The sequence below is a fragment of the Nocardiopsis valliformis DSM 45023 genome (assembly GCF_000340985.1).
GTDB lineage: Bacteria > Actinomycetota > Actinomycetes > Streptosporangiales > Streptosporangiaceae > Nocardiopsis > Nocardiopsis exhalans.
On the sequence record NZ_ANAZ01000046.1, the window covers coordinates 22,258 to 43,379 of the forward strand.

The 21,122-nt window shown below is 70.4% G+C and carries 19 protein-coding genes and 3 tRNA genes; 10 read left to right on the top strand and 12 right to left on the bottom strand.

Going from position 1 to position 21,122, the window contains the following annotated elements:
- Nucleotides 1–7 precede the first annotated feature (7 nt).
- Nucleotides 8–583: a TetR/AcrR family transcriptional regulator gene (locus tag D457_RS0128600; protein WP_017584098.1), complete on the top strand. Its 576-nt coding sequence runs from the start codon at nucleotides 8–10 to the stop codon at nucleotides 581–583.
- Between the two features lie 33 nt (nucleotides 584–616).
- On the opposite strand, the gene D457_RS0128605 is transcribed toward D457_RS0128600, so the two are convergent.
- Nucleotides 617–1,339: a response regulator transcription factor gene (locus tag D457_RS0128605; protein WP_017584099.1), complete on the bottom strand. Its 723-nt coding sequence runs from the start codon at nucleotides 1,337–1,339 to the stop codon at nucleotides 617–619.
- Nucleotides 1,339–2,583, bottom strand: coding sequence for a sensor histidine kinase (locus D457_RS0128610; protein WP_017584100.1), 1,245 nt, complete (start codon nucleotides 2,581–2,583; stop codon nucleotides 1,339–1,341). Before D457_RS0128610 ends, D457_RS0128605 begins: the two co-directional genes overlap by 1 nt.
- Nucleotides 2,584–2,754: 171 nt before the next feature.
- Here D457_RS0128610 and D457_RS0128615 point away from each other — a divergent pair, with 171 nt between their 5' ends.
- The 3 genes from D457_RS0128615 to D457_RS0128625 all read left to right on the top strand — a co-directional run bounded on the left by D457_RS0128615 (nucleotide 2,755) and on the right by D457_RS0128625 (nucleotide 6,546).
- The gene (locus D457_RS0128615; RefSeq protein ID WP_017584101.1) at nucleotides 2,755–3,546 is read left to right on the top strand and encodes an ABC transporter ATP-binding protein; all 792 of its coding nucleotides are present in this window, start codon (nucleotides 2,755–2,757) and stop codon (nucleotides 3,544–3,546) included.
- A complete protein-coding gene (locus D457_RS0128620; protein WP_017584102.1) occupies nucleotides 3,531–5,189 on the top strand; it encodes a hypothetical protein in 1,659 nt (552 codons plus the stop codon). Before D457_RS0128615 ends, D457_RS0128620 begins: the two co-directional genes overlap by 16 nt.
- Nucleotides 5,190–5,583: 394 nt before the next feature.
- Nucleotides 5,584–6,546: an SDR family NAD(P)-dependent oxidoreductase gene (locus D457_RS0128625; RefSeq protein WP_017584103.1), complete on the top strand. Its 963-nt coding sequence runs from the start codon at nucleotides 5,584–5,586 to the stop codon at nucleotides 6,544–6,546.
- Between the two features lie 58 nt (nucleotides 6,547–6,604).
- Here D457_RS0128625 and D457_RS0128630 read toward each other — a convergent pair whose 3' ends face one another.
- A complete protein-coding gene (locus tag D457_RS0128630) occupies nucleotides 6,605–7,963 on the bottom strand; it encodes an MFS transporter (protein WP_017584104.1) in 1,359 nt (452 codons plus the stop codon).
- A 70-nt stretch (nucleotides 7,964–8,033) separates the two neighbouring features.
- Between D457_RS0128630 and D457_RS0128635 the strand changes: the two genes are divergently transcribed.
- Nucleotides 8,034–8,615 carry a TetR/AcrR family transcriptional regulator gene (locus tag D457_RS0128635; RefSeq protein WP_017584105.1) on the top strand — a complete coding sequence of 194 codons (582 nt, stop codon included), beginning with the start codon at nucleotides 8,034–8,036 and terminating at the stop codon, nucleotides 8,613–8,615.
- A gap of 75 nt (nucleotides 8,616–8,690) precedes the next feature.
- Here the strand turns inward: D457_RS0128635 and D457_RS0128640 are convergent, their stop codons facing one another.
- Complete coding sequence (locus D457_RS0128640) at nucleotides 8,691–9,332, bottom strand: TetR/AcrR family transcriptional regulator (RefSeq protein ID WP_017584106.1); 642 nt, start codon at nucleotides 9,330–9,332, stop codon at nucleotides 8,691–8,693.
- 226 nt (nucleotides 9,333–9,558) lie between these two features.
- On the opposite strand from D457_RS0128640, the gene D457_RS0128645 reads away from it, so the two are divergent.
- Nucleotides 9,559–10,734, top strand: a complete 1,176-nt coding sequence (locus D457_RS0128645; RefSeq protein ID WP_017584107.1) for an acyl-CoA dehydrogenase family protein — start codon at nucleotides 9,559–9,561, stop codon at nucleotides 10,732–10,734.
- Between the two features lie 137 nt (nucleotides 10,735–10,871).
- On the opposite strand, the gene D457_RS0128650 is transcribed toward D457_RS0128645, so the two are convergent.
- The 4 genes from D457_RS0128650 to D457_RS0128665 all read right to left on the bottom strand — a co-directional run bounded on the left by D457_RS0128650 (nucleotide 10,872) and on the right by D457_RS0128665 (nucleotide 14,015).
- Nucleotides 10,872–11,246, bottom strand: a complete 375-nt coding sequence (locus D457_RS0128650; protein ID WP_017584108.1) for an FKBP-type peptidyl-prolyl cis-trans isomerase — start codon at nucleotides 11,244–11,246, stop codon at nucleotides 10,872–10,874.
- Nucleotides 11,247–11,363: 117 nt separating this feature from the next.
- Complete coding sequence (locus D457_RS0128655; RefSeq protein ID WP_017584109.1) at nucleotides 11,364–11,747, bottom strand: VOC family protein; 384 nt, start codon at nucleotides 11,745–11,747, stop codon at nucleotides 11,364–11,366.
- A gap of 156 nt (nucleotides 11,748–11,903) precedes the next feature.
- Complete coding sequence (gene manA, locus D457_RS0128660) at nucleotides 11,904–13,097, bottom strand: mannose-6-phosphate isomerase, class I (RefSeq protein ID WP_017584110.1); 1,194 nt, start codon at nucleotides 13,095–13,097, stop codon at nucleotides 11,904–11,906.
- A 366-nt stretch (nucleotides 13,098–13,463) separates the two neighbouring features.
- Nucleotides 13,464–14,015, bottom strand: a complete 552-nt coding sequence (locus D457_RS0128665) for a TetR/AcrR family transcriptional regulator (RefSeq protein WP_017584111.1) — start codon at nucleotides 14,013–14,015, stop codon at nucleotides 13,464–13,466.
- 208 nt (nucleotides 14,016–14,223) lie between these two features.
- Between D457_RS0128665 and D457_RS33675 the strand changes: the two genes are divergently transcribed.
- Nucleotides 14,224–15,912, top strand: a complete 1,689-nt coding sequence (locus D457_RS33675; protein WP_017584112.1) for an MFS transporter — start codon at nucleotides 14,224–14,226, stop codon at nucleotides 15,910–15,912.
- A gap of 100 nt (nucleotides 15,913–16,012) precedes the next feature.
- On the opposite strand, the gene D457_RS0128675 is transcribed toward D457_RS33675, so the two are convergent.
- A complete protein-coding gene (locus D457_RS0128675; protein WP_017584113.1) occupies nucleotides 16,013–17,209 on the bottom strand; it encodes a molybdopterin molybdotransferase MoeA in 1,197 nt (398 codons plus the stop codon).
- Between the two features lie 203 nt (nucleotides 17,210–17,412).
- Between D457_RS0128675 and D457_RS0128680 the strand changes: the two genes are divergently transcribed.
- The 3 genes from D457_RS0128680 to D457_RS0128690 all read left to right on the top strand — a co-directional run bounded on the left by D457_RS0128680 (nucleotide 17,413) and on the right by D457_RS0128690 (nucleotide 17,683).
- Nucleotides 17,413–17,485, top strand: a tRNA-Gly gene (locus D457_RS0128680).
- A gap of 40 nt (nucleotides 17,486–17,525) precedes the next feature.
- A tRNA-Cys gene (locus D457_RS0128685) sits at nucleotides 17,526–17,596 on the top strand.
- Between the two features lie 13 nt (nucleotides 17,597–17,609).
- Nucleotides 17,610–17,683, top strand: a tRNA-Val gene (locus D457_RS0128690).
- A 479-nt stretch (nucleotides 17,684–18,162) separates the two neighbouring features.
- On the opposite strand, the gene D457_RS0128695 is transcribed toward D457_RS0128690, so the two are convergent.
- From D457_RS0128695 to D457_RS0128705, 3 genes are read right to left on the bottom strand one after another with little or no spacing between them, the layout of a single operon-like run.
- Complete coding sequence (locus D457_RS0128695; protein WP_017584115.1) at nucleotides 18,163–19,161, bottom strand: NAD(P)H-binding protein; 999 nt, start codon at nucleotides 19,159–19,161, stop codon at nucleotides 18,163–18,165.
- A 56-nt stretch (nucleotides 19,162–19,217) separates the two neighbouring features.
- Complete coding sequence (locus D457_RS0128700; RefSeq protein WP_017584116.1) at nucleotides 19,218–20,249, bottom strand: alpha/beta fold hydrolase; 1,032 nt, start codon at nucleotides 20,247–20,249, stop codon at nucleotides 19,218–19,220.
- Nucleotides 20,250–20,288: 39 nt separating this feature from the next.
- Complete coding sequence (locus tag D457_RS0128705) at nucleotides 20,289–20,990, bottom strand: SDR family oxidoreductase (RefSeq protein WP_017584117.1); 702 nt, start codon at nucleotides 20,988–20,990, stop codon at nucleotides 20,289–20,291.
- Nucleotides 20,991–21,122: the final 132 nt, after the last annotated feature.

Below are 21,122 nucleotides of genomic sequence, written 5' to 3' on the forward strand. Positions count from 1 at the left end.
GAATCTGATGAGCAAAGGACGCGGCGGCCGCCGACCCGACCCGGCCGTGGACGAGGCCGTCCGACGGGCCGCGGTCGAACTCCTCCTGGAGCAGGGTTTCGAGCTGACCTTTGACGAGGTGGCCGAACGCGCGGGGGTGGGCCGTACCAGCGTCTTCCGCCGCTACGCCACCAAACAGGAGCTGGTGTTGTCCGCCGCCGAACAGCTGACCATCGAGCGGATCGAGGTACCCGACACCGGCTCGCTCCGCGGCGACCTGACCGCCATGGTCCGCGCCGTCTACCGGGTGTTCGGCGAGACCGCCACCCAGACCCTGGCCAGGCACGCCCTGGTGGCCACGCTCCGGGAACAGGCCGGCGCGACGATCATGCACGCGATCCTGGACCGCAGGCTGGCCCTGGTCACCGGGCTCCTCGAACGCGCGGTCGCACGCGGTGAACTCACCGACACCACCCGGGCCCGACTGGTCGCTGACCTGCTCTCCGGGGTGATCATGGCCCGGATGGCCACCGGCCTCCCGCTGCCCGAAACCGACGAGGCCCGAGCCCTCGCCGAAGCCATGGCCACCGCCGCGGGCACCTGATCCAGCCGTCCGACCCGGCCGTCTTCGGAGGTCTCAGTCCTCGGACTCGTGGGCGTCGTGGGTGAGCAGAGCCAGCTGGATGCGGCCGGACAGGTCCAGCTTGGTGAGCGCGCTGGACACGTGCGCCTTGACCGTGCCCATGGACATGTACAGGCGGTCGGCGATCTCCGCGTTGGACAGCCCCTCCGTCACCGCCTCGGCCACGTCGCGTTCCCGGTCCGAAAGCAGGGCCAGCCTGGCGCGGGCGCGTTCACGGCGGGTGGGCGCCGCGGAGCGCTCCACCGGGTCGGCACCGGCCACCTGATCCATCAAGGCGCGCGCGACGCTCGGCGACAGCACCGGTTCACCCGAGGCCGCGCGCAGCACCGCCTCCACGATCCGGGCCGGGTCGGTGTGTTTGAGCAGGTAACCGGCGGCTCCCGCGCGCAGGGCGCGCACCACGGTGGCGTCGGCGTCGAAGGTGGTGAGCACCAGGACCTGCGGCCCGGTTCCACCGCCCGTGCTGTTGGGTCCCGAGACCGCGCCCGAACGCAGCTCCTCGGTGGCGGCGATGCCGTCCACCCCCGGCATCCGCACGTCCATGAGGACCACATCGGGCCGGTGATCGGCCACCGCGGCCACCACCCCGGCGCCGTCGTCCGCCTCCCCCACGACCTCGATGTGCTCGTCCCCGGAGAGCATCAGGCGCAGACCGGCGCGGACCAGGGCGTCGTCGTCCACGAGCAGGACCCGGACAGGAGCGTTCACGGCCACCACTATGACACCTTCCGACGATCGTCCCCGGCGGCCCCCGTAACCTGTTCCTCAGGCCAGGGAAGCACGGCGGTCAGCCCGAACCGGCCGCGCGCGGGGCCGTGCCGCAACCGGCCCCCGTCGAGCTCCACACGTTCGGCCAGCCCAGCCAGACCGGCCCCGGCTCCGGGGATCTCCTGGTCGGCCTTCCCGACCGGGAGCACATTGCTCACCGCCACCACCAGGCCGCGCCCGGGCGCGCCGGACACCGTCACCGCTACCTTCGCCCCCGGAGCGTGTTTACGGGTGTTGGTCAGCCCTTCCTGCACCACCCGGTAGGCGGTGCGCTGCACCTGCTCACGAGGGGCGGTCCCCTCGGGCAGGTCCGAGGTGTAGGACACTTTCTCCCCCGCCGCGACAGCCTCCGCCACCAGCCGGGGCACGTCGGCCAGCCGGGGCTGGGGCGCGGCCTCCTCTGGCTCCTCCCCGGTGAGGTCCCCCGAGCGCAGCACGGTGAGGATGTCGCTGAGCTCGTCCAGCACCCGGTGGGCGTTGTCACGGATCACTCGGACCGCCGAGCCCATCTCGGCGGCCTTCAACGGTTCGGCCTGCCCGGCCTCGGCCCGCTCGGTGCGGTAGGCGAGCGCCCCGGCGTGCACAGACAGCAGGGACATCCGGTGGGCGACCACGTCGTGCATCTCGCGGGCGATCCGGCGGCGCTCCTCCACTCGCGCGGCGGCCAGCCGCTCCTCTCGGAGTTCGCGTTCGCGCCGCACGTCCTCCCGCAGGCGCTCGACCAGGCGCCGCCGGGAGCGGATGGCGGCGCCCCAAGCGACACAGACACCGATCATCAGGACGATCACCAGCCCCGTCACGATCGCGTCGAAGACGGTGGGCGGGACGAGCAGCAGCCAGGGCAGTGACAGCACGATGGTCAGCAGAGCCATGGCGGCGGCCTGGACGAAGGGCCGGTAGACGGCCAGCGAGATCAGGGCGACGATCAGCGCGCCGACCACTGCGACGGAGAAGGTGGCGACCAGGACGACCCCCGCCGCCACCGCCAGCGGGTGGCTGCGGCGCCACCACAGGGCAGCGCAGGCCGGGGGAAGACAGGCCAGGTCAAGCCACAGGACCCAGGTCGGAACCCGGTCGGCCGGGTGCAGGTCCAGGGAGTATCCGGCGAAGGAGAACAGCCCGTAGACCAGAGCGAACAACGTCAGGAGGACGTCGACGACGACGTCGCGGCGGCTGCGGCGCCTCGGCTCCATGCACCCCTCCCCCCTGTTCGCGGTCCTCCCCGGATTCCAGCCTAGAACGGCACCCCCGTCCAGCACCTCCATCACCAGGCCAGCGGCCGGGCCGAGATGCTGGCCGGTCGGCCAGGGACTCTGGCCGGGTGGCCGATGCGCCCGGGGCGAAGCTCACGGAACATGGATGCCATGACTAGCCCCGACCTACCCGCAGCAGCTAAACCAGCGCTTGAGCTGGACGGACTCACCAAGACGTTCAACGAGACCCGCGCCGCGGACGGCGTGAGCCTGGCCGTGCCGCGCGGCGCCATGCTGGGTCTCGTCGGCCCCAACGGTGCAGGCAAGACCACCTCCCTGTCGATGGCGGTGGGGCTGCTGCGCCCCGATTCCGGGACCGCTCGGGTCCTCGGCGTGGACGTGTGGCGGGATCCGGTCGAGGCCAAGAAGCGGCTCGGGGTGCTGCCGGACGGTCTGTCACTGCCCGAGCGGCTGACCGGTGGCGAACTGCTCGACTACTGGGGGCGGCTGCGCGGCCTGGGCCGCGACGTCACCCGCGGCCGCGCTGCGGAGCTGCTCAAGGTCCTCGAGCTGGACGGGGCCGAACGCGACGGTGTGCTGGTCGCCGAGTACTCCACCGGTATGCGCAAGAAGATCGGTCTGGCCACAGCGCTGCTGCACGCGCCGGAGGTGTTGGTCCTGGACGAGCCGTACGAGGCTGTGGACCCGGTGTCGGCCCGAGTTCTCACCGCGATCCTGCGCCGGTTCACCGATGGCGGCGGCACCGTGATTATCTCCAGTCACGTGATGGCCCTGGTGGAGCAGCTCACCGACCGGGTCGCGATCATCGCCGAGGGCCGTGTGCTGGCCGATGGTTCACTCGACCAGGTACGCGGTGTGGACGCCACCCTGGAGGACACCTTCGTCCGGCTGGTCGGGGCACGCGAGGTCAGTGAGGAGGACCTGACGTGGTTGAACTCCTGATCCGGCTCAAGTTCACCTTGGGGCGGCACTCCTTTGGCGGCGCCCGGTGGTTCACGCTGTCGGTGATCGCCCTCGGCTCCGCCCTCACCTGGTACCTGGCGGTCACCGCCGCCTCCGACCAGGTCCGGTCCGGTCTGCTAATGCTCGTGCTGGCGGTGTGGGCCGGAGCCTGGGTGCTGGGGCCCACCATTACCAACGGCGTGGGGGTGCTGCGTTCGCAGTACTTCACGCTCCTTCCCCTGGACCGGAACCGGGTGGGAGCCAGCCTGCTGGTGACCATGTTCGTCGGCCCGGGCGCGCTGCTCACCCTAGTTGTGGCGGCATCGGTGGCCTGGCACGCCTGGGCCTCAGACCCGGCCACGCTGTTCCTCGGGCTGCTCGGCATGCTGATGCTGGTGGTGTTCATGGTGTCGCTGTCCCGCCTGGTGTTCCGGGCATTGGGCGCGGCCATGCACAGCCGGATCGGGATGGAGATCGCCTCGGTGCAGTGGGGGCTGATCCTGGCCGGTCTGATGTTCGGCTGGGCGGCCGTCCAGCCCGCCCTGGCCGCGATGGGCAGCCTGCCCCAGGTCGGTATCCAGGGAACGGCGGCGACCGTGCTGTCGCTGATCCCGACCTCGTGGCCGCTGCTAGCGGTGGACGCAGCCACCATGGGGGCGTGGGGCGCGGCCTTCGGCTGGCTGGGCGCCTTCGGTGCACTCACCCTGGCCACGGTGCTGGTGACCGTACGTCTGCTGGCTCCGAGTGTGACCTCCCGTGGCGTGCGGCGGCGATCGCGGCCGCTCGGTTCGCGCGTGTTCGACGGCGGGCGTTCGTTCCTGCCGGACACCCCGCTGGGCGCGGTGGTCGGCAAGGAGCTCCGCCACTGGTGGCGCGACCCGTGGCGGGGACTGAAGTTGCGTTCCTCGCTGTACGCGGGCCTGTTCATCGGTCTGCTCGGGCTGATCAGCTACCTTCCCCAGATCGCTCCCTTCTCCGGGGTCGTCGCCGTGCTCATCATGGGCATGGCCAGCTCCAACCTGTACGGGCACGACGGCAGCGCCCTGTGGCTGACCGTGGTCGGTCAGGGACGGGACACGCACCGCGTCGAGATCCGGGGACGGCAGATCGCGATCGCCGTGCTCATCGTCCCGCTCGCCGTGCTGATGAGCGCGGTGATGGTCATCGCGACCGGTGAGTACTGGGCGGTGCCGTTCGTACTGACCGGCCTGGTGCTGTTCGTCGGTGTGACCAACGGGCTCGCGGTGCTGTTGTCCGTGGTGGCGGTGACCCCCGGGGTGGACCCGCATCAGCGGGTGGACGCCAACGACAGCGGAGACAACCAGCTCCAGGTGTGGTTCTCGATGGCCGCCTTTCCCGTGCTTTCCGCCCCGACCATCGCAACCACCGTGTGGTTGGGCCTCCAGGGGATGCCGTGGCTGGCGCTACCGATCGCCCTGGCCAACGGCGCGCTGGTCTCCTGGCTGCTGGGCAGGATCGCCTACCAGCGCCTGGAGCGGCGGCTCCCGGAGATGTTCACCCGCATCCGCTACGGCAAGGACATCGCCGCCCAGACCGTGCCCAAGTCCGGGGGCAGCCTGTTGGACCAGTTGGAACGCGGCGCACTGGCCAGCAACGCGGAGACCAAACCCACCGGCTCCTGACCCCTCACGGTGACCGGCAGTGCCAGCCGGTCACCCAACCACCCGGTGCTTCCGAAACCACCAAATCCCCGGTGATCTTGCTACCAGAAGCGAAATCGGCGCTGAACTTGCTCCTGGTAGCAAGATCATCTTCGGACAGGGAGCCGAAAACGTGCTCAGGCGGTCACCATCGAGCGGCGGGCAAACAGAGGAAGCCCTGCGGCAGACCATTGCCTCTCCGGATCCTCCGTTCCGTTCCCGCCCATGGTCCTCCGTTCAGGTCCCACCTTTGACCCTCTGCCCCGTTCCCGGCCCGGGTCTCCCTCTCCGCCGCCCGGCGTGACCGGCCGCGACAAGCGACGCCTTTCGCGCCAGGCTTGACCTGGAGTGCGCTCCAGGTCCTAGCGTGGTCCGCATGACCACGGAACAGAGCAAGATCGGCTCAGGCTTCGGCATGCGCAGCACCGCGGCCGAGGTTCTCGACGGCATCGACCTGACCGGCCGGACCGCCCTGGTGACCGGCGGCTACTCGGGCATCGGGCTGGAGACCACACGGGCCCTCGCGGGGGCGGGTGCCCGCGTGGTCGTCCCGGCGCGCAGGCCCGGACAGGCGAAGGAGGCGCTCACGGAAATCCCGGGATCGGAGGTCGCCGAGCTGGACCTGGCCGACCTGGAGAGCGTCCGGTCCTTCGCCGACTCCTTCCCCTACGAGCGGATCGACCTGGTGATCAACAGCGCCGGGATCATGGCCAACCCGCACACCGTGGTCGGCCCCGGCTGGGAGTCCCAGTTCGCCGTCAACCACCTGGGGCACTTCGCCCTGGTCAACCGGTTGTGGCCCAGGCTCAGCGAGGGCGCCCGCGTGGTCTCGGTGTCCTCGGCCGGGCACCACGCCTCCAGCATCCGCTGGGACGACCCGTGGTTCGAGCAGGGCTACGACCGCTGGCAGGCCTACGGGCAGGCCAAGACCGCGAACGTGCTGTTCGCCGTGCACCTGGACCGGCTCGGCCGTGAGCACGGGGTCCGGGCCTTCTCCCTGCACCCGGGTGCCATCCTCACCCCGCTCCAGCGGCACATGACCACCGAGGAGATGGTCGACCGCGGCTGGATCGACGAGCAGGGCAACACCGTCAACCCCACCTTCAAGTCACCTGAGCAGGGCGCCGCCACCCAGGTGTGGGCGGCCACCTCCCCGCGCCTGGCGGGCCTGGGCGGGCTGTACTGCGAGAACAGCGACATCGCCGAACTCCCGGAGAAGGCCGACCCGGCTCAGGGCGAGGGCGGGGTAGCCGCCCACGCCACCGACCCCGAGCAGGCCGAGCGCCTGTGGGCCTGGTCCGCCGAACTGACCGGCGCGGACGCCTTCGCCCGCAACTGACGCCGCACCGCACCTCGGCCCGGGCCCGGGCCCGGGCCGAGGACGGTCTCCCCGGCGCCTAACGCACCTTGGCCCGGGTCACCAGCAGGGCCAGGACCAGGCCGGAAACGGCGGACAGGGTGGCGGCCGCCGGTACCAGTCCGGCGCCGGCGGCCACGGCGAGCCCGCCGACCACCCCGCCGAGTGCGGCACCCGCGTACACCGCACTGCTGAGCACCGCCATGGCCTGGGTCGCGGCCCGTTGCCCGACCCGGGCCAGGGTGAGCGCCTGCACCGTGGTCGGCACCGCCCAGGCCGTGGCGGACCAGCACACCAGCAGCGCGGCGGCCGACCAGACCGGGACCGGTGCGGCCAACCATAGGAGCGCGAAGGCGGCCATCGTCAGGCAGAACGCCCCGCAGGCCAGCCCGAACGCCGACCTGGCGCCGACCCGGTCCACCATCCGACCCGCGTACCGGGTGCCCGCCACTCCGCCGATCCCGGAGGCGACCAGCAGCGCGGCCAGCTGGTGCGGCCCCACCCCGGCCAGCCCGGCGAGGAAGGGCGCCAGATAAGTCTGGAAGGCGAGGTTCCCCGCGACCACCAGCACGGTAACCACGAGCAGCCCCACGATGTCCCGGTTCAACAGCGGCCGCAGGGAGGCCCGCAACTCGACACGGACCCCCGTCACCGCACCCGAACCAGAACCCGTTTCTTCCACCGAAGAGCTGGAGCGTCCTTGATGCCCGGGGCCTTCCGCTCCGTGCGCCTCCGACCCGGTCTTGGGCTCCCCCGGCGGCGGCGCCCCGATCTCCGACACCGCGCGGTCGGTCAAGGGCTGGTCCTGCCCGCTCCCCGACCCGGGTGTTCCACGTGCTCCCGCCCCAGGTCTGGGCAGTGACCGGGCCGCCAGAACCAGTGCGAGTGCTCCGAGCAGGCCGCAGAAGACGAATGTGGCCCGCCAACCGAAGGCAGCGCCGATCCAGGTCCCGGCGGGGACCCCCAGCAGGATCGCGCCGGTCAGGCCGGTCATCACCGTGGCCAGGTAACGGCCACGGTGTTCCTCCGGGGCCCGGGTGGTCGCCGCGGCCAGCGCGGCGGGCAGCACCACGGCGGCGGCCAGGGCCGCCACCACCCGCAGCGCGACCAGGGCCGGGTAGCCCTCCACCCACACCACCGCCAGGTTGGCGAGAGTGAACACCGCGAGGGCTGCTGACAGCACCCGCCGCAACGGCCGCCCGGCGAGCAGCACCGCCCAGAGCGGGGCGGTGAGGGCGTAGACCAGCGAGTAGACGGTGATCAACTGTCCCACCGCGGTTTCGGAGACTCCGACGTCCGAGGCGACGGCGGGCAGGACCCCGATGACGATGAAGTCGTCGGTCTGCACGGTGAACGCGGTCAGGGTGAGCGCCAACAGCCAGGCAGGGAGAGCACGCATCCAATAAAGGTAACATTTGTTACCCAAACTCTTGTGCCAGAGTTGGGGACGGGAGGACCAGGAGGTACACATGGCCCGGAAGGCCGACCCCGCAAGGCGCCGCGAGGTCTTGGACGCCGTGATCGAACAGCTCGCGCACACCGGGATCAGCGGTTTCACGCTGCGCGGCCTCGCCCAGGGGCTGGGACAGAGCACGCGCGTGCTCACCCACCACTTCGCCGACCGCGAGGACCTGCTGTCGGCGGTCCTGGCCCGGCTGGACGAGCTCCAGCACCGGTCCCTGCTCGCCACCCGGGGTTGGGAGGACCCCGCCGTCCCGGTCAGCGACATCGTCCGCGAGGCCTGGCGGCGCAACCTCGGCGACGAAGAACTACCCATGACCCGGCTCATCCGGGAGATCGAGGGGCTGGCCGCCGCGGGGCGCCTGCCCGCCGCCGGTGCGGGGTTCGTGCGCGGGCGCGCGGAGTTCGTCGCCTCCTGCCTGACCCTGCGCGGGGTGCCCGCCGACCGGGCCCTCACCCTGGCCACCCTGCTGAACTCGGCCTTCTCCGGACTGGAGACCGACTACCTCGTCACCGGCGACCGGGGGCGCGGCGAGACCGGCCTGGACCTGCTGTGCGCGTGGATCGATTCCATGGCGCCCGCCCGCTGACCTGCCTTCGACCCTGCTGACCGGTCCGCGACTCCCCCGATCGACCGGTCTCCCGGCTGGCCGATCGGTCAGGGCTCAGCCTTCGGAACCGGCCCGGACCTTCTCGTAGACCGGGACGAGCCCGTCGAGGAAGGCCGTCAGCGCCAGCTCGAAGCTGTCCTGGTCGATCTCGGCGGCGACCTCGGCCAGCCGGTGCGCCTGCGACAGGTTCGGGTAACGGTCCTGGTAGACCCGCACGTCGTCATCGAACCCGCGCGCGAAGGAGTTGGTCGCGGCGCCCACCACCAGGTACTTGGTGGAGGCCCCGATCATCGTGGCGTAGCGGGGCGGCCAGCCGGCGCCGACGAGCCCTCCGTGCACGGCGTCGGCGCGGCGCAGCGCCTCCTCTCGGCGGCCGGGTCCGGCGGAGATCACCGGGAGGAGGTTGGGGTGTTCGGCGAGGGCGTCACGGTAGGAGCGCGCCCACACCGCCAGCCCTTCGCGCCAGTCTCCGCCGTCGAAACCGGAGACGTCGATGTGCGTGGTGACCTCCTCGGCAACCTCGCTGAGCAGCTCCTCCTTGGTGCGGTAGTGGCTGTACAGCGAGGCTGCCTGCACGGCGAGCTCCTGGGCGAGCTTGCGCATGGACAGCTTCTCCAGCCCGTCCCGGTCGATGAGCGTGAGCGCGGCCTCGCGAATCGCCGGTTTGCTCAGGATCGGTGTCTTGGGTCGGGCCACGGAAAGGCTCTCCTTCTGTGCTGTGCCGTCGTGCGCCGGTCCGTCCGGCACCCGTTACCGGGTCGTCCGGCGTTCGCGCTGATCATCGCACGGTGGCGCTGCGTGTCCGGCCCGGCATCGGTGATTCCACCGCAACCTCACACCGTTCGGTTCCACCCTTGCGCGGACCGTCCGGACCAACGTACCCTCAAATAACCGAACAGCGTTAGGTTACTTGGGAGCAGCCGTGATCGATTTCTCACTGAGCGAAGAGCAGCGCGCCATCCAGAGCTGGGTGCGAACCTTCGTCGAGCGGGAGCTGATGCCGCTGGAGAACGAGGCGCTGCGCCGCGAGCGCGAGGGCCACCCGCCCGGTCTGACCCGCGAGGAAAGCACCCGCCTGCGCGCGCTCGCCCGCAAGTCCGACTTCTGGGGTGTGGCCACCCCCGAGGAGTACGGCGGCATGGGCCTGGACCCGATCACCGAGGCCCTCATCGAGACCGAACTCGGCCGGACTTTCCTCACCTTCAAGTTCGGCGGCGAGGCCGACAACATCCTCTACTACGCCAACGAGGAGCAGAAGCGCACCTACCTGCTCCCCACCATCGAGGGTGAGCGCAAGTCCTGCTTCGCCATCACCGAACCCGGCGCGGGCTCCGACGCCAAGGCCATCCGCACCAAGGCCGTGCGCGAGGGCGACGCATGGGTGATCAACGGCGAGAAGACCTTCATCACCGGCGGTGAGGAGGCCGACTTCGCCATGGTCTTCGCGGTCACCGACCCCGAGAAGGGCGCCAACGGGGGCGTGACCTGCTTCCTGGTCGACCGCGACATGGGCTGGACCTCCGAGCCCATCGACACGATGGGCGAGCGCCGCCCGGCCGCGCTCATCTTCCAGGACGTGCGCGTCCCGCACGAGAACATCCTCGGCGAGGAGGGCCAGGGTTTCGCCCTCGCCATGAAGTGGATCGGCAAGGGCCGCTACCTGCTGCCCGCCAGAGCGCTGGGCGGCTGCGAGCGCCTGCTCGACATGGGCATCGAGTACGCCAAGACCCGCGAGACCTTCGGCGCGCCCATCGCCGACCGGCAGGCCATCCAGTGGATGATCGCCGACTCCCAGACCGAGATCGAGGCGCTGCGCCTGCTGGTGCTGCACGCCGCCTGGCAGGTCTCCCAGGGCAGGGACTCCCGGCACGCGCAGTCCATCGCCAAGCTCTTCGGCGGTGTGAAGGCCAACGAGATCGTCGACCGCGTCATGCAGATCCACGGCGGCATGGGCTACACCCGCGAACTGCCCATCGAGCGCTTCTACCGGGACCTTCGGCTGCTGCGCATCTTCGAGGGCACCGACGAGATCCAACGCCGCACGATCGCCCGCGACCTGCTCAAGGGCCATGTAAAGGTGGGCGCAACCCTCGGGTAGGCCACGGGAGTCAGAAAGGGCCCGTGCCGCGTGTGTGAGCAGTTCAAACAGCTCAGTGCGGCACGGGCCCTTGTGTTCGCTACGGGGCTCGGCGGTTACCGAACCTCGTGACAAGACCTGACGAGGCCTGACGAAACCTAGTTGACGCCGACCAGGTCGACGACGAACACCAGGGTCTCCCCCGGCTTGATGACGCCGCCGGCGCCGCGGTCACCGTAGGCCAGGTGCGGCGGGATGACCAGCTGACGGCGGCCGCCGACGCGCATGCCCAGGACACCCTGGTCCCAGCCGGAGATGACCTGACCGGCACCCAGCTTGAAGCGGAGCGGCTCGCCGCGGTTCCAGCTGGCGTCGAACTCCTCGCCGGAGGAGTGCGCGACACCGACGTACTGCACGCTGACGGTGTTGCCGTGCCCGGCCTGGTCGCCCTCGCCGACGGTGATGTCGGTGATCTCCAGGTCCGCGGGCGCCGGGCCCTCGATGAAGTCGATCTCGGGACGCTCAAGCGCCATGGTGGATCCCCCTAGTTGCTGACGTGAACAGAGGGGCCCAGGCTATCGCTGATGACCGGCCTTCCCTGCGCCCCACACAACCGGCCGGGCTGACGCCCGGGTTCAGGAAGCAAGTGTTCAGGAACCCGTGGCGGCCCGGTCGGACTCGCTGCGCAGGACGCAGAACTCGTTGCCCTCGGGGTCGGCGAGGACAGCCCAGCCGGATCCATCGGGGTTGCGGTGATCACTGACGAAGGTGGCGCCGATGCCCAGCAGCCGCTCCACTTCCTGCTCACGCGAGGTCTCGGGGCGCAGGCAAAGGTGGATCCGGTTCTTGGACCGCTTGGCCTCGGGCACCTGGTTGAAGTGGAGCACGGGGCCCTCAGCCAGCAGCACCTGGGTCTCGTCGTCACCGGGTTCGGACTCCGGGTGCAGCGGCCGTCCGCTCACCCCGCTCCAGAACCGGGCCAGTTCGTAGGCGTCCGCACAGTCGATCGCGATGTTGAGCACAGTTGAGGTCATACGCGCCAGCATTCCCGGCCCCGTGCCGAACGCCATCGGTTTACGCCCGCCACCGAGCGACCGGTTCGCGCGATCGGTTCGCACGGCCGATTCACGCGATCCGCCCGCGCGGCCGACCCGGACAGCGAGCAACCCGCGCACACGACGGGGCAGTCACTATCCGCCTTGGTGGTCTCCGACGGTGGCGGCGACGACGTGGCCGTGGCCCTCCACCTTGATCGGGCCGCTGTCGGCCTGGATGAACACCGACTCCCCGCCGCGCAGGGTGACCCCCTCGCCGACCTCCGCGACCAGTTCCACCGTGCCGTGCAGCGCCAGGACCACGGTGGGGCCGTCTCCCGGCAGGTGGGCGGTGATCCGGCCCGGGCCGATCTCGTGCAGCGCGAACTCCGGGGCGGCCGGGCGGAACTCGCGGCGCCCGTCGAGGAACCCCGGCTGGGCGTAAGGGATGGGCAGGACCGAGAAGTCCACCACGTCGAGGAGTTCGGGGGCGTCCACGTGCTTGGCAGTCAGACCCGCCCTGAGCACGTTGTCGGAACTGGCCATCACCTCGACGGCGGTGCCCTGGAGGTAGGCGTGCAGGTTGCCCGCCGGGAGGTAGAGCGCCTGGCCCGGCCAGAGCGTCACCCGGTTCAGGAGCAGCGACGCGACCGCGCCCGGGTCCCCGGGGTAACGGGCCGCCAGGTCCACGACGATCTCGGCGTGTGCGCCGCGTCTACCTCTGCCCGACCACTCCTGGACGAACTCGTCGATCATCCGGCACCGGGCCGAGGCCGGAAGGCTCAGCAGGCGGGTGAGGGCGGCCCGGAGCGCGGCGTGGGTGTCGGTGGCGGACAGGTCCTCGCGCAGGGCGTTGGCGAGTTCGTTGTCGAGCCCGATGAGGTCGGCGACGGTGGCGGCGGGTTCCCGGAAGCCGCACAGGGCCTCGAAGGGTTCGAGGGCCAGGAGGAGTTCGGGCTTGTGGTGCGGGTCGCGGTAGTTGCGGTGCGGCGCGTCCACGGGGATGCCCGCGCGCTCCTCGGCCTCGTAGCCGGAGCGGGCGCGGTCGGCGTCGGGGTGCACCTGGAGGGAGAGGGGGGCTTCGGCGGCGAGGTACTTGAGAAGGTAGGGCAGGCGGGCGCCGAAGCGTTCGGCGGTGCTCGCGCCCAGGACGCGGTGGGGGTCCGCCGCGATCAGTTCGGGCAGGGATGTGGAGCCGTCGTCGCAGTGCGCGGTGCTGGGGGCGCCGTGGTGGGCGCCCAGCCAGAGCTCCGCCTGGGGGGTACCGTCGGGTTCGGTGCCCAGCAGGCGAGGGATGGCCGTGCGTGCTCCCCAGGCGTACGGTCGTACCCGGTTGGTGAGCCTGTGCATCCGCTCCCCGCTTTCCCGTCGGCGTGTTCTCACCCCGTGGACGCTCCGGCGAGGTAGGAACAGTCTTGCCAAGAGAATCCTCCCGGTCGACACGGCACGCCCCACATCTTGCGGTAGTGCACACCTCACCTCGCCAGATGGGCAGGCGCCCTGTTCCAGCGCCCGGTAGCGGCAACGAAGTTACTGGGAAGTAAACCACGTTCCCGGGCACGTGAACAGCACCACATTGTCACCTTCAAGAGACAACCGACGGTGCCCTCGGGAAGGACTGTCGGTGCCTTGCGGATGACGGTCGAATCCCTGACGGCCGCGCAGGAAACACGCGGGAACCACGCGGGGACCCAGGAGCCGTCGGCCCCTTCCGGGTCAGCGCTCTCTTCGCACCTTGTCCGAGGCCTCGGCCAACCGTTCCATCACCTGCCGGGTCAGCTCAGGGTCCGGCTGCCCGAGCCCCGCGATCGAGGACATGTACATGCCGTCCCCGGCCAACCGGATCGTCTCAGCGAGCACCGGGTCCGTGAGTTCGGCGTGCAGGAGCTCACCCCAGCGGTCGAACAGCCCCTTGACCATTTCGGCCGCCTCCGGGGGGATGTCCTCCTTGCTGCGCAGCGCGGCGATGACCGCCCAGTACAGCTCACTCTCCGCCGTGGTCTGCGGCAGTGACGTGCGCAGGAAGTAGCGGACCACGCCCTCCTCGCTCACCACCGCCTCACGGAACTCCTCCTCTGCCAGCGCCCGGATGCGCTCCATGAGGCCGACCATCATGGCCGCCTTGGAGGGGAAGTGGTAGAGCAGCCCTCCCTTGGACACCTCGGCGGTGCGGGCCACCAGTTCCAGGGTCACCGAGGAATAGCCGTCGCTGACCAGGATGTCCTGCAGGGCGTCGAGGATGCGGTCGCGCGTGTTCGATGTGCTCACGATTGACACTGTACCGGCTGGACGGTACTGTACCGGCTGGACGGTTGAAGAGTCCCGGACCGTGCCCGCACCCCGAGTTCCACTCGCTGCTGCCGCACCCCGGTCGACCAGGCTTCCCGCCCACCAAGCCCGGCACGACACCAACTCCCACCGGGCCCGCGCCCTCACACCGAGCGGCGCGCAACCCACCGATCGATACGAGGGAAAGATGAGTTCCGCCAAGGCCGGAAACGGCGCCACCAGCACCAACGGTGGAAACGGGGCCCCGCCCGCGCTTGCGGGTCCCCGCGAGTGGGCCGCACTCGCCGTCCTGGTCCTGCCCGTGGTCCTAATCTCGGTCGACATGACCGTGCTCGGCTTCGCGGTCCCGGCCCTGAGCGAGGCGCTGAGCCCCACCTCCGGTCAGCTGCTGTGGATCATCGACATCTACGGCTTCATCCTGGCCGGACTGCTGATCACCATGGGTTCGCTCGGCGACCGGATCGGCCGACGCCGCCTGCTCATGATCGGTTCGGCCGCCTTCGGCCTGGCCTCACTGCTGGCCGCGTTCTCACCCAACGCCGAGACCCTGATCCTGGCCCGCGCCCTGCTGGGCGTGGCGGGGGCCTCTCTGATGCCCTCGACCCTGTCCCTGCTGCGCAACATCTTCCTGGACCCGCGCCAGCGCCTGCTCGCCATCGCGATCTGGGCCTCCGGGTTCTCGGCCGGAGCCGCGCTCGGCCCGATCCTGGGCGGCTGGCTCCTGGAGCACTTCTTCTGGGGCTCGGTCTTCCTGATCAACCTGCCCGTGATGGCGCTGATCCTGATCCTGGTACCGCTGCTAGTCCGTGAGTCCCGCAACCCGGACTCGGGCCGGATCGACATGCTCAGCGTGCTGCTGTCACTGGGCGCCATGCTGCCCGCCGTCTACGGCGTCAAGAAGATGGCCACCGGCGGCATCGACGTCCTGCCGGTCCTCTCCCTGGTACTCGGACTGACCCTGGGTTACCTGTTCGTGCGCCGCCAGCGCAGTCTCCGGGACCCGCTGATCGACGTGGGCCTCTTCCGCTCGCGCGTGTTCAGCGTGGCCGTGGTCACCAACCTGATGATCGTGTTCTCGATGGTGGGGTCGCTGTTCTTCCTCACCCAGTACCTGCAGCTGGTGCTCGGCATCTCGCCGATGCGCGCGGGCATCGTGCTGGTGCCGGGACTGGTCCTGTCCGTCATCGCCAGCCTGGTCGCCGCCCGGCTGGCCCGCCACCTGAGCCTGGCCTCGATCATCGGAGGGTCACTGCTCGTCACGGCGGCCGGGTTCGGCACGCTGGTGTTCACCCCGGCCGACGACGTCACCCGCGGTGTCGTGCTCGTGGTCACCGCCTTCGTGCTCATCTCCCTGGGCGTCGGCTTCGCCGAGACGCTGACCAACGGCGCGATCATGTCGGCCGCCCCGCCCAAGCGCGCGGGTGCCGCCTCAGCGATCTCCGAGACCGCCTACGAGCTGGGCGGTGCGCTGGGCGTCGCGGTGCTGGGCAGTGTCCTGACCGCCTTCTATCGGGGCCACCTCACCGAGGTGGAGGGGGTCCCGGCCGCCGCGACCGAAGCCGCCAGGGAGACCCTGGGCGGAGCCGCCCACACCGCTGCCGACCTGGGCGGTGCCAGCGGCGCCGCGCTGATGGACTCGGCTCGGCTGGCGTTCACCGACGGCATGCACCTGACCTCGGCCATCGCCGTGGTGATCGTGCTCGCCGCCGCCGTCCAGGCCTGGTTCCTGCTGCGCGGCCACGGCAACCCCGCCGTGGAGAACCAGGAACCCGTGGTGACCCACCACGAGGCCGCCGAGGCTCCTCGGGCCTCTGAGGGCGCTGAGGGGCCCGAGATCTCTCGCGAGTCCCCTGAGGTCTCCGAGCCTGCGAAGTAGTCACAGAAAGCCCGTGTGGCCGCGACGCCCTGGTTACCAGGATGTCGCGGCCACCGTTGCGTCGTCCCCCGCGTACGACCGAAGGCCACGGCCGGCGCACTCAGGGCAGACGCAGGAGTTCCACCTCACCGGCCCCGTCCCACCCCGGAGGCACCACGGCGTAGGCCTCCGCCAGGGCGGCGCCGCGCAGACTGCCCGGCCGGTCGTGACCCACCGCTTGGGCCCGCCCCTCCCGCAGGCGCACCGCCACCAGACAGGTGTCATCGGGCCGGGAACGCACCTCGCCGACCAGCGGGAGCCTCCCCAGACCGAGCGACGGATCAGACCGTCCCGACATCGCGCTCAGCAACGGCACCAGAAGAGTGAGCGATGCCACCAGTGCGGCGTTCGGGTTTCCCGGAAGCCCCACGAACACCGTGCCGCCCGTGTGTGCGAGCAGCTGCGGGTGACCCGGACGGCAGGCCACTCCGTCCACGACCGTCCGCGCGCCCATCGCCCCCAGCACCCCGCGCAGATGATCAGCGGGCCCCTTCGAGGAGGAGCCGCACACCACCACCACGTCGCTCCCGGCCGTGGTCAACGCCTCAGTCAAGTCCTCGTAACCGTCACCCAGCGTGCGAACCCGGTCCAGACGGGCACCCGCCCAGCTGACCACTCCGGGCAGCAGCGGACCGATCGCGTCACGCACCACGCCCTCGCCCGGAAGCCCGTTCGTGGCGATCTCGTCCCCGGTGACCAGCACCGTCACCGTGGGCAAACGCACAGCCAGAGCATCATGGCCCAGGCTCGCTGCCAAACCCAGCACCGCCGGGGTCACCTCGGCCCCCGCCGCCAGCACCGTCTCCCCCGGGGCGGTCTCCTCACCCGACCAGCGCACGTGCCGACCCGGCAGGGCCTCGCCGCGCACCCGGCCCTCCACCACCTCGGCCAGTTCATAGGGCAGGACCGCCTCGGTCCCCTTGGGCACCCGGGCACCCGTGGCGATCTCCACGGCCTCGCCCGCCCCCAACGAGAGCCCGGCCACCGGAACCCCGGCCAACTGGGTCCCCACCAGGTGCCAGGGCCCCGGCCCCGCCACCGCGAACCCGTCCATCGCCGAGGCGTCGAAGGCCGGCAACCCCACCAACGCCCGCAGGTCACCGGCGAGCACACCACCCAGCGCACGCCCCAGCGGGAGTTCACGCACCGGAGAACGCGACTCCTCCCCCAGCAGCCGGGCCCGCTCACGCGCCCGCGCCCAGGAGGTCGCACCTCGGTGGCCACCACACACCGAACCGTCCGTCACGGGGATGTCCATGCCGCTCCACTCCACACTTTCAGGGTGTGCCCCTGTGTCTACCCGGGTCACATGACGCGGACGCTACCGCCTGCGCACACCCTCGCCGAGGACCACCGCACCGCCCCCGACGAGCTCCGATTTGCCGTCTGTCGAATCTCCGCTAAAGTCTTTATCAGCAGCAAGGCGGGGCCAACGGAAACGGGGTCCAGGCCAGGCAGCAAGCGGACGTGGCTCAGCTGGTAGAGCATCACCTTGCCAAGGTGAGGGTCGCGGGTTCGAATCCCGTCGTCCGCTCGGAGGAGACGCGGGGCGAGCAATCGCCCCACGAGTACTCGGTGGAGTGGCCGAGAGGCGAGGCAGCGGCCTGCAAAGCCGTCTACACGGGTTCAAATCCCGTCTCCACCTCCCAGTTTCACTGGGGCGATTAGCTCAGTTGGCTAGAGCACTACCTCGACACGGTAGGGGTCACAGGTTCGAGTCCTGTATCGCCCACTTCACTCTGGAACGACCCTGTGCGAGGCCCTTCGGCCTCCGCACAGGGTCGTTTCGTCGTTCCGCTCAGGAGATCATCCCCAGCCCCCGGTCACGCGACACCGTAGGGCAGAGAGCCATCTGGCCGTAGCGGCGAAGATGATCATCCCGCTTGGGAGATATCTGGGAGATCTGCTTCGAAGCGGGTTCCTTCGGGAACCCGCTTTCGCTGTTTCCCCGGTAGTGCTCTCCGAGCCTCGGCGCCACAACGAACAACCGATCCCGCTCCCCGCAGGTGGAGCCGCCACGCTCCGCACCCACCGGTCTTCCAGCACACTGCGTACACGCAGGCCGCCAGAACCTCTGCCGGATGTTTCGTGCCGGACGCAGCGTCGCGGACCTGGCACGCGGCGGTTCCCGGACGTTGCCGCCGGGCACCGACAACCAGGGAGCGGGCCCGGGCGCGGCGGGATGCCGTGTCCGGGCCGGATGTGCTGCCGTTACCGGCGCGGGCCGCTCAGTGACTCACCGGCCAGTACCTTGCGGATGCGCGGATTGTTCTCCAGCGCCCACCGCACGGTCTTCGGCCGGCGCCCGAGCAGGGGCTCCAGCTCGTCGGTGATACCGCCGTACCCGCCGCCGCCCATCAGCCGGGTCAGGGTCTTCAGGTGTTCGGCGGTGTGCGGATACTCGGCCATGGCGGGGTCCACGTAAGTCTTGTTCCAGGTTTCGACGTCCTCGGGGACGTAGGCGACCGGGCTTCCCAGCACGGCCGCGAAGTCCTCGGCGAACCCGTGCCAGTCCTTCAGCTCCGGGCCGGTGAGCTCGTAGGACTTCGCAATGTGCGGCGTCGGGTCGGTCAGGATGTTCACGCACGCCTGCGCCACGTCGTAACCCGCGATGGGCGCAAGCTCATGGGGTCCGAAGGGCAGGCGCAGTTCACCGTCGGCCAGCGAGCCCAGAGCCAGCCAGGTGACAAGGGGGTTCTCGACGAACAGGCCGGCCCGCACGTTGACGACCGGGAGGCCGGACCAGTCCAGCACCTGCTCGGCGACCCAGTGGGCCCGCTGCTGCGGCGACCAGTTCGCGATGAGTCCGCCGAGCCGTGCGCGCCGCTCCTCCTCCGGTGCGGTCATCTGCTCGAACGTCATGAACGACTGCTCGAACTCGGAGATGTTGACGAAGGCCTCGATGTCGCCCTGGGCCCGCGCCGCAGCGGCCATCAGGCTGACGGCGTCGGTGTAGTACGGCGACAGGCTCATGCTGAAGTAGACGCGGCGACAGCCCCGGAGCGCGGCGGTCACGTCGGCGATGTCGAGCAGGTCACCGACGAAGACCTCGGCCCCCGCCTGGCGGAGCGAGTCCGCGCGCTCGTCGTCCTGCCGCACGAACGCGCGTACCGGGTGCCCTTGTTCGAGCAGCAGGTCGACCATCGTTCGGCTCACACCGCCGATTCCACCCGCGGCGGCGGTGATCAGGATGGGGTTGCGCTCTGGCATCAGTGTGTCCTCTGTCTGTTAGGGGGTGGGTCGGTCGGCGTGGGTCGGTCGGGGCGTCATCGGGTCGCCGGGGCGTCGAGACCGGTGAGGAAGTCAAGGAGTGCGGTGTTGACCTCGGTTGGCCGCTCCTGCTGCGTCCAGTGGCCGCATCCGGGCAGCACCACCGGTGCGCGCATCTGCGGCGCGACGGCGCTCATCGGGTTGCCCGGCCCGCCCGCGCCGCGCAGGAGGTCGCCCACCGAGAGCCCGTCCGGGCCTCGCAGTGTGGTGACCATGTCGCGATCCCCCACCACGTACAGCGCGGGAACGTCGATGCCGCGCCCCCGGAAGGGTGCGAGCAGCTCGTTGTTGCGCTCGATGTTGCGGTACCAGTTGAAGGCGCCGGTGAAGGCCTGCTCGCCGTGCAGGGCGAAGTCATCGGCGTAGACCTGGATGTCCTCCTCGGTCAGCCAGGCCGGGAGCTCGGGTGACTCCGGCATGGTGTCCAGCAGGCCCAGACCCTCGGGCACGACCAGCGGTCGGGGCTCCTTACCGAGCGGGTTGTCGCCCGAGGCACCGACCAGGAAGCGGCGCAGGGATGTCGGGATGTCCTTGGCGAACTCCGCGTCGGCCACTCCCGGCTGCTGGAAGTAGACCTGGTAGAAGCCCTCGCCGTACTGGGTACGGGTGATGGAGGGCGGGACCAGCCCGCCGGGCAGGATCGGCGGGATGCTGAGCCCGGCCACCGCGCGGACCTTGTCCGGGCGCAGCATGGCCGTGGTCCAGGCGACGGGGGCGCCCCAGTCGTGGCCCACGAGGACCGCCTGCTCCTCCCCCAGCTCATCGATCAGGGCGATCACGTCGCCGACGAGGTGGAGCAGGGTGTAGGACCCCACGTCCGACGGCTGATCGCTGCGGGCGTAGCCGCGCTGGTCGGGGGCGACGACGCGGTACCCGGCCGCGGCCAGCGCGCCGATCTGGTGTCGCCAGGAGTACCAGCTCTCCGGCCAGCCGTGCAGCAGCAGGACCAACGGCCCCTGCCCCTGCTCGGCGATGTGCAGTCTGACGCCGTTCACGTCGACGAAGCGGTGAGTGATCGAGCTTGCCATGAGGTTCTCCTCGGCTTTGTCGGATGAGTCGTGCGCGTGCTACTGCCCCAGGTGCGCGTACATGGTTGCCGGGTCCTCGGACAGCAGTGACTTGACCAGGCGCGAGGTGTCGTCGGCCAGCACCTCGTCCGCCCCCGCCTCGATACCGTCGAGCGCGGACACGGCGACGTCGCGGGGGTCGGCCTTGGCCGCCTCGACGCCCGCGGCCATGTCGGTGTCCACGTAGGCCACGTGGAGCCCGGTCACCGCGATGCCGCGCGGGCGCAACGCCAGGCGCAGGGAGTTGGACTGCGACCACAGGGCGGACTTGGAGGCGCTGTACGGGGTGCCGTCGGCCAGCCAGGACAGGGCCGAGTGGACGTTGAGGACGTGGCCCCCGCCGTTGCGCTCGATGATCGGCACGAAGGCCCGGGTGAGCAGCAGCGGCCCGTAGAAGTTGGTCTCCAGGTCCCGGCGCACGTCCGCCATCGGGGAGTCCAGGTACGAAGCGCCGACCGAGGCACCGGCGTTGTTGATCAGGACGGTGACGTCCTGGGCCAGTTCGGCGACGGCCGCCACGGAGTCCTGGTCGGTGACCTCCAGCGCCAGCGGAACGGCGTTGGGATGCGTCACCGTGCGCGGGTCGCGGGCCGTGGCGTAGACCTTGGCGGCCCCGCGCGCGAAGAGCTCCTTCACCAGCACCTTGCCGATGCCGCGGCTGCCTCCGGTGACGAGGACGTTGGCGCCCTTGATCGCTGTCACGACTACCTCCAGGAAATAGGAAACCGATCGGTTTCCATCACTGTAAACCGATCGGTTTCCCAGAGGCAAATCGCGCGCGTTGATCGACGTCGGGGGCCATGGGCGGTGATCGACGCGGACCGCGGGATCACC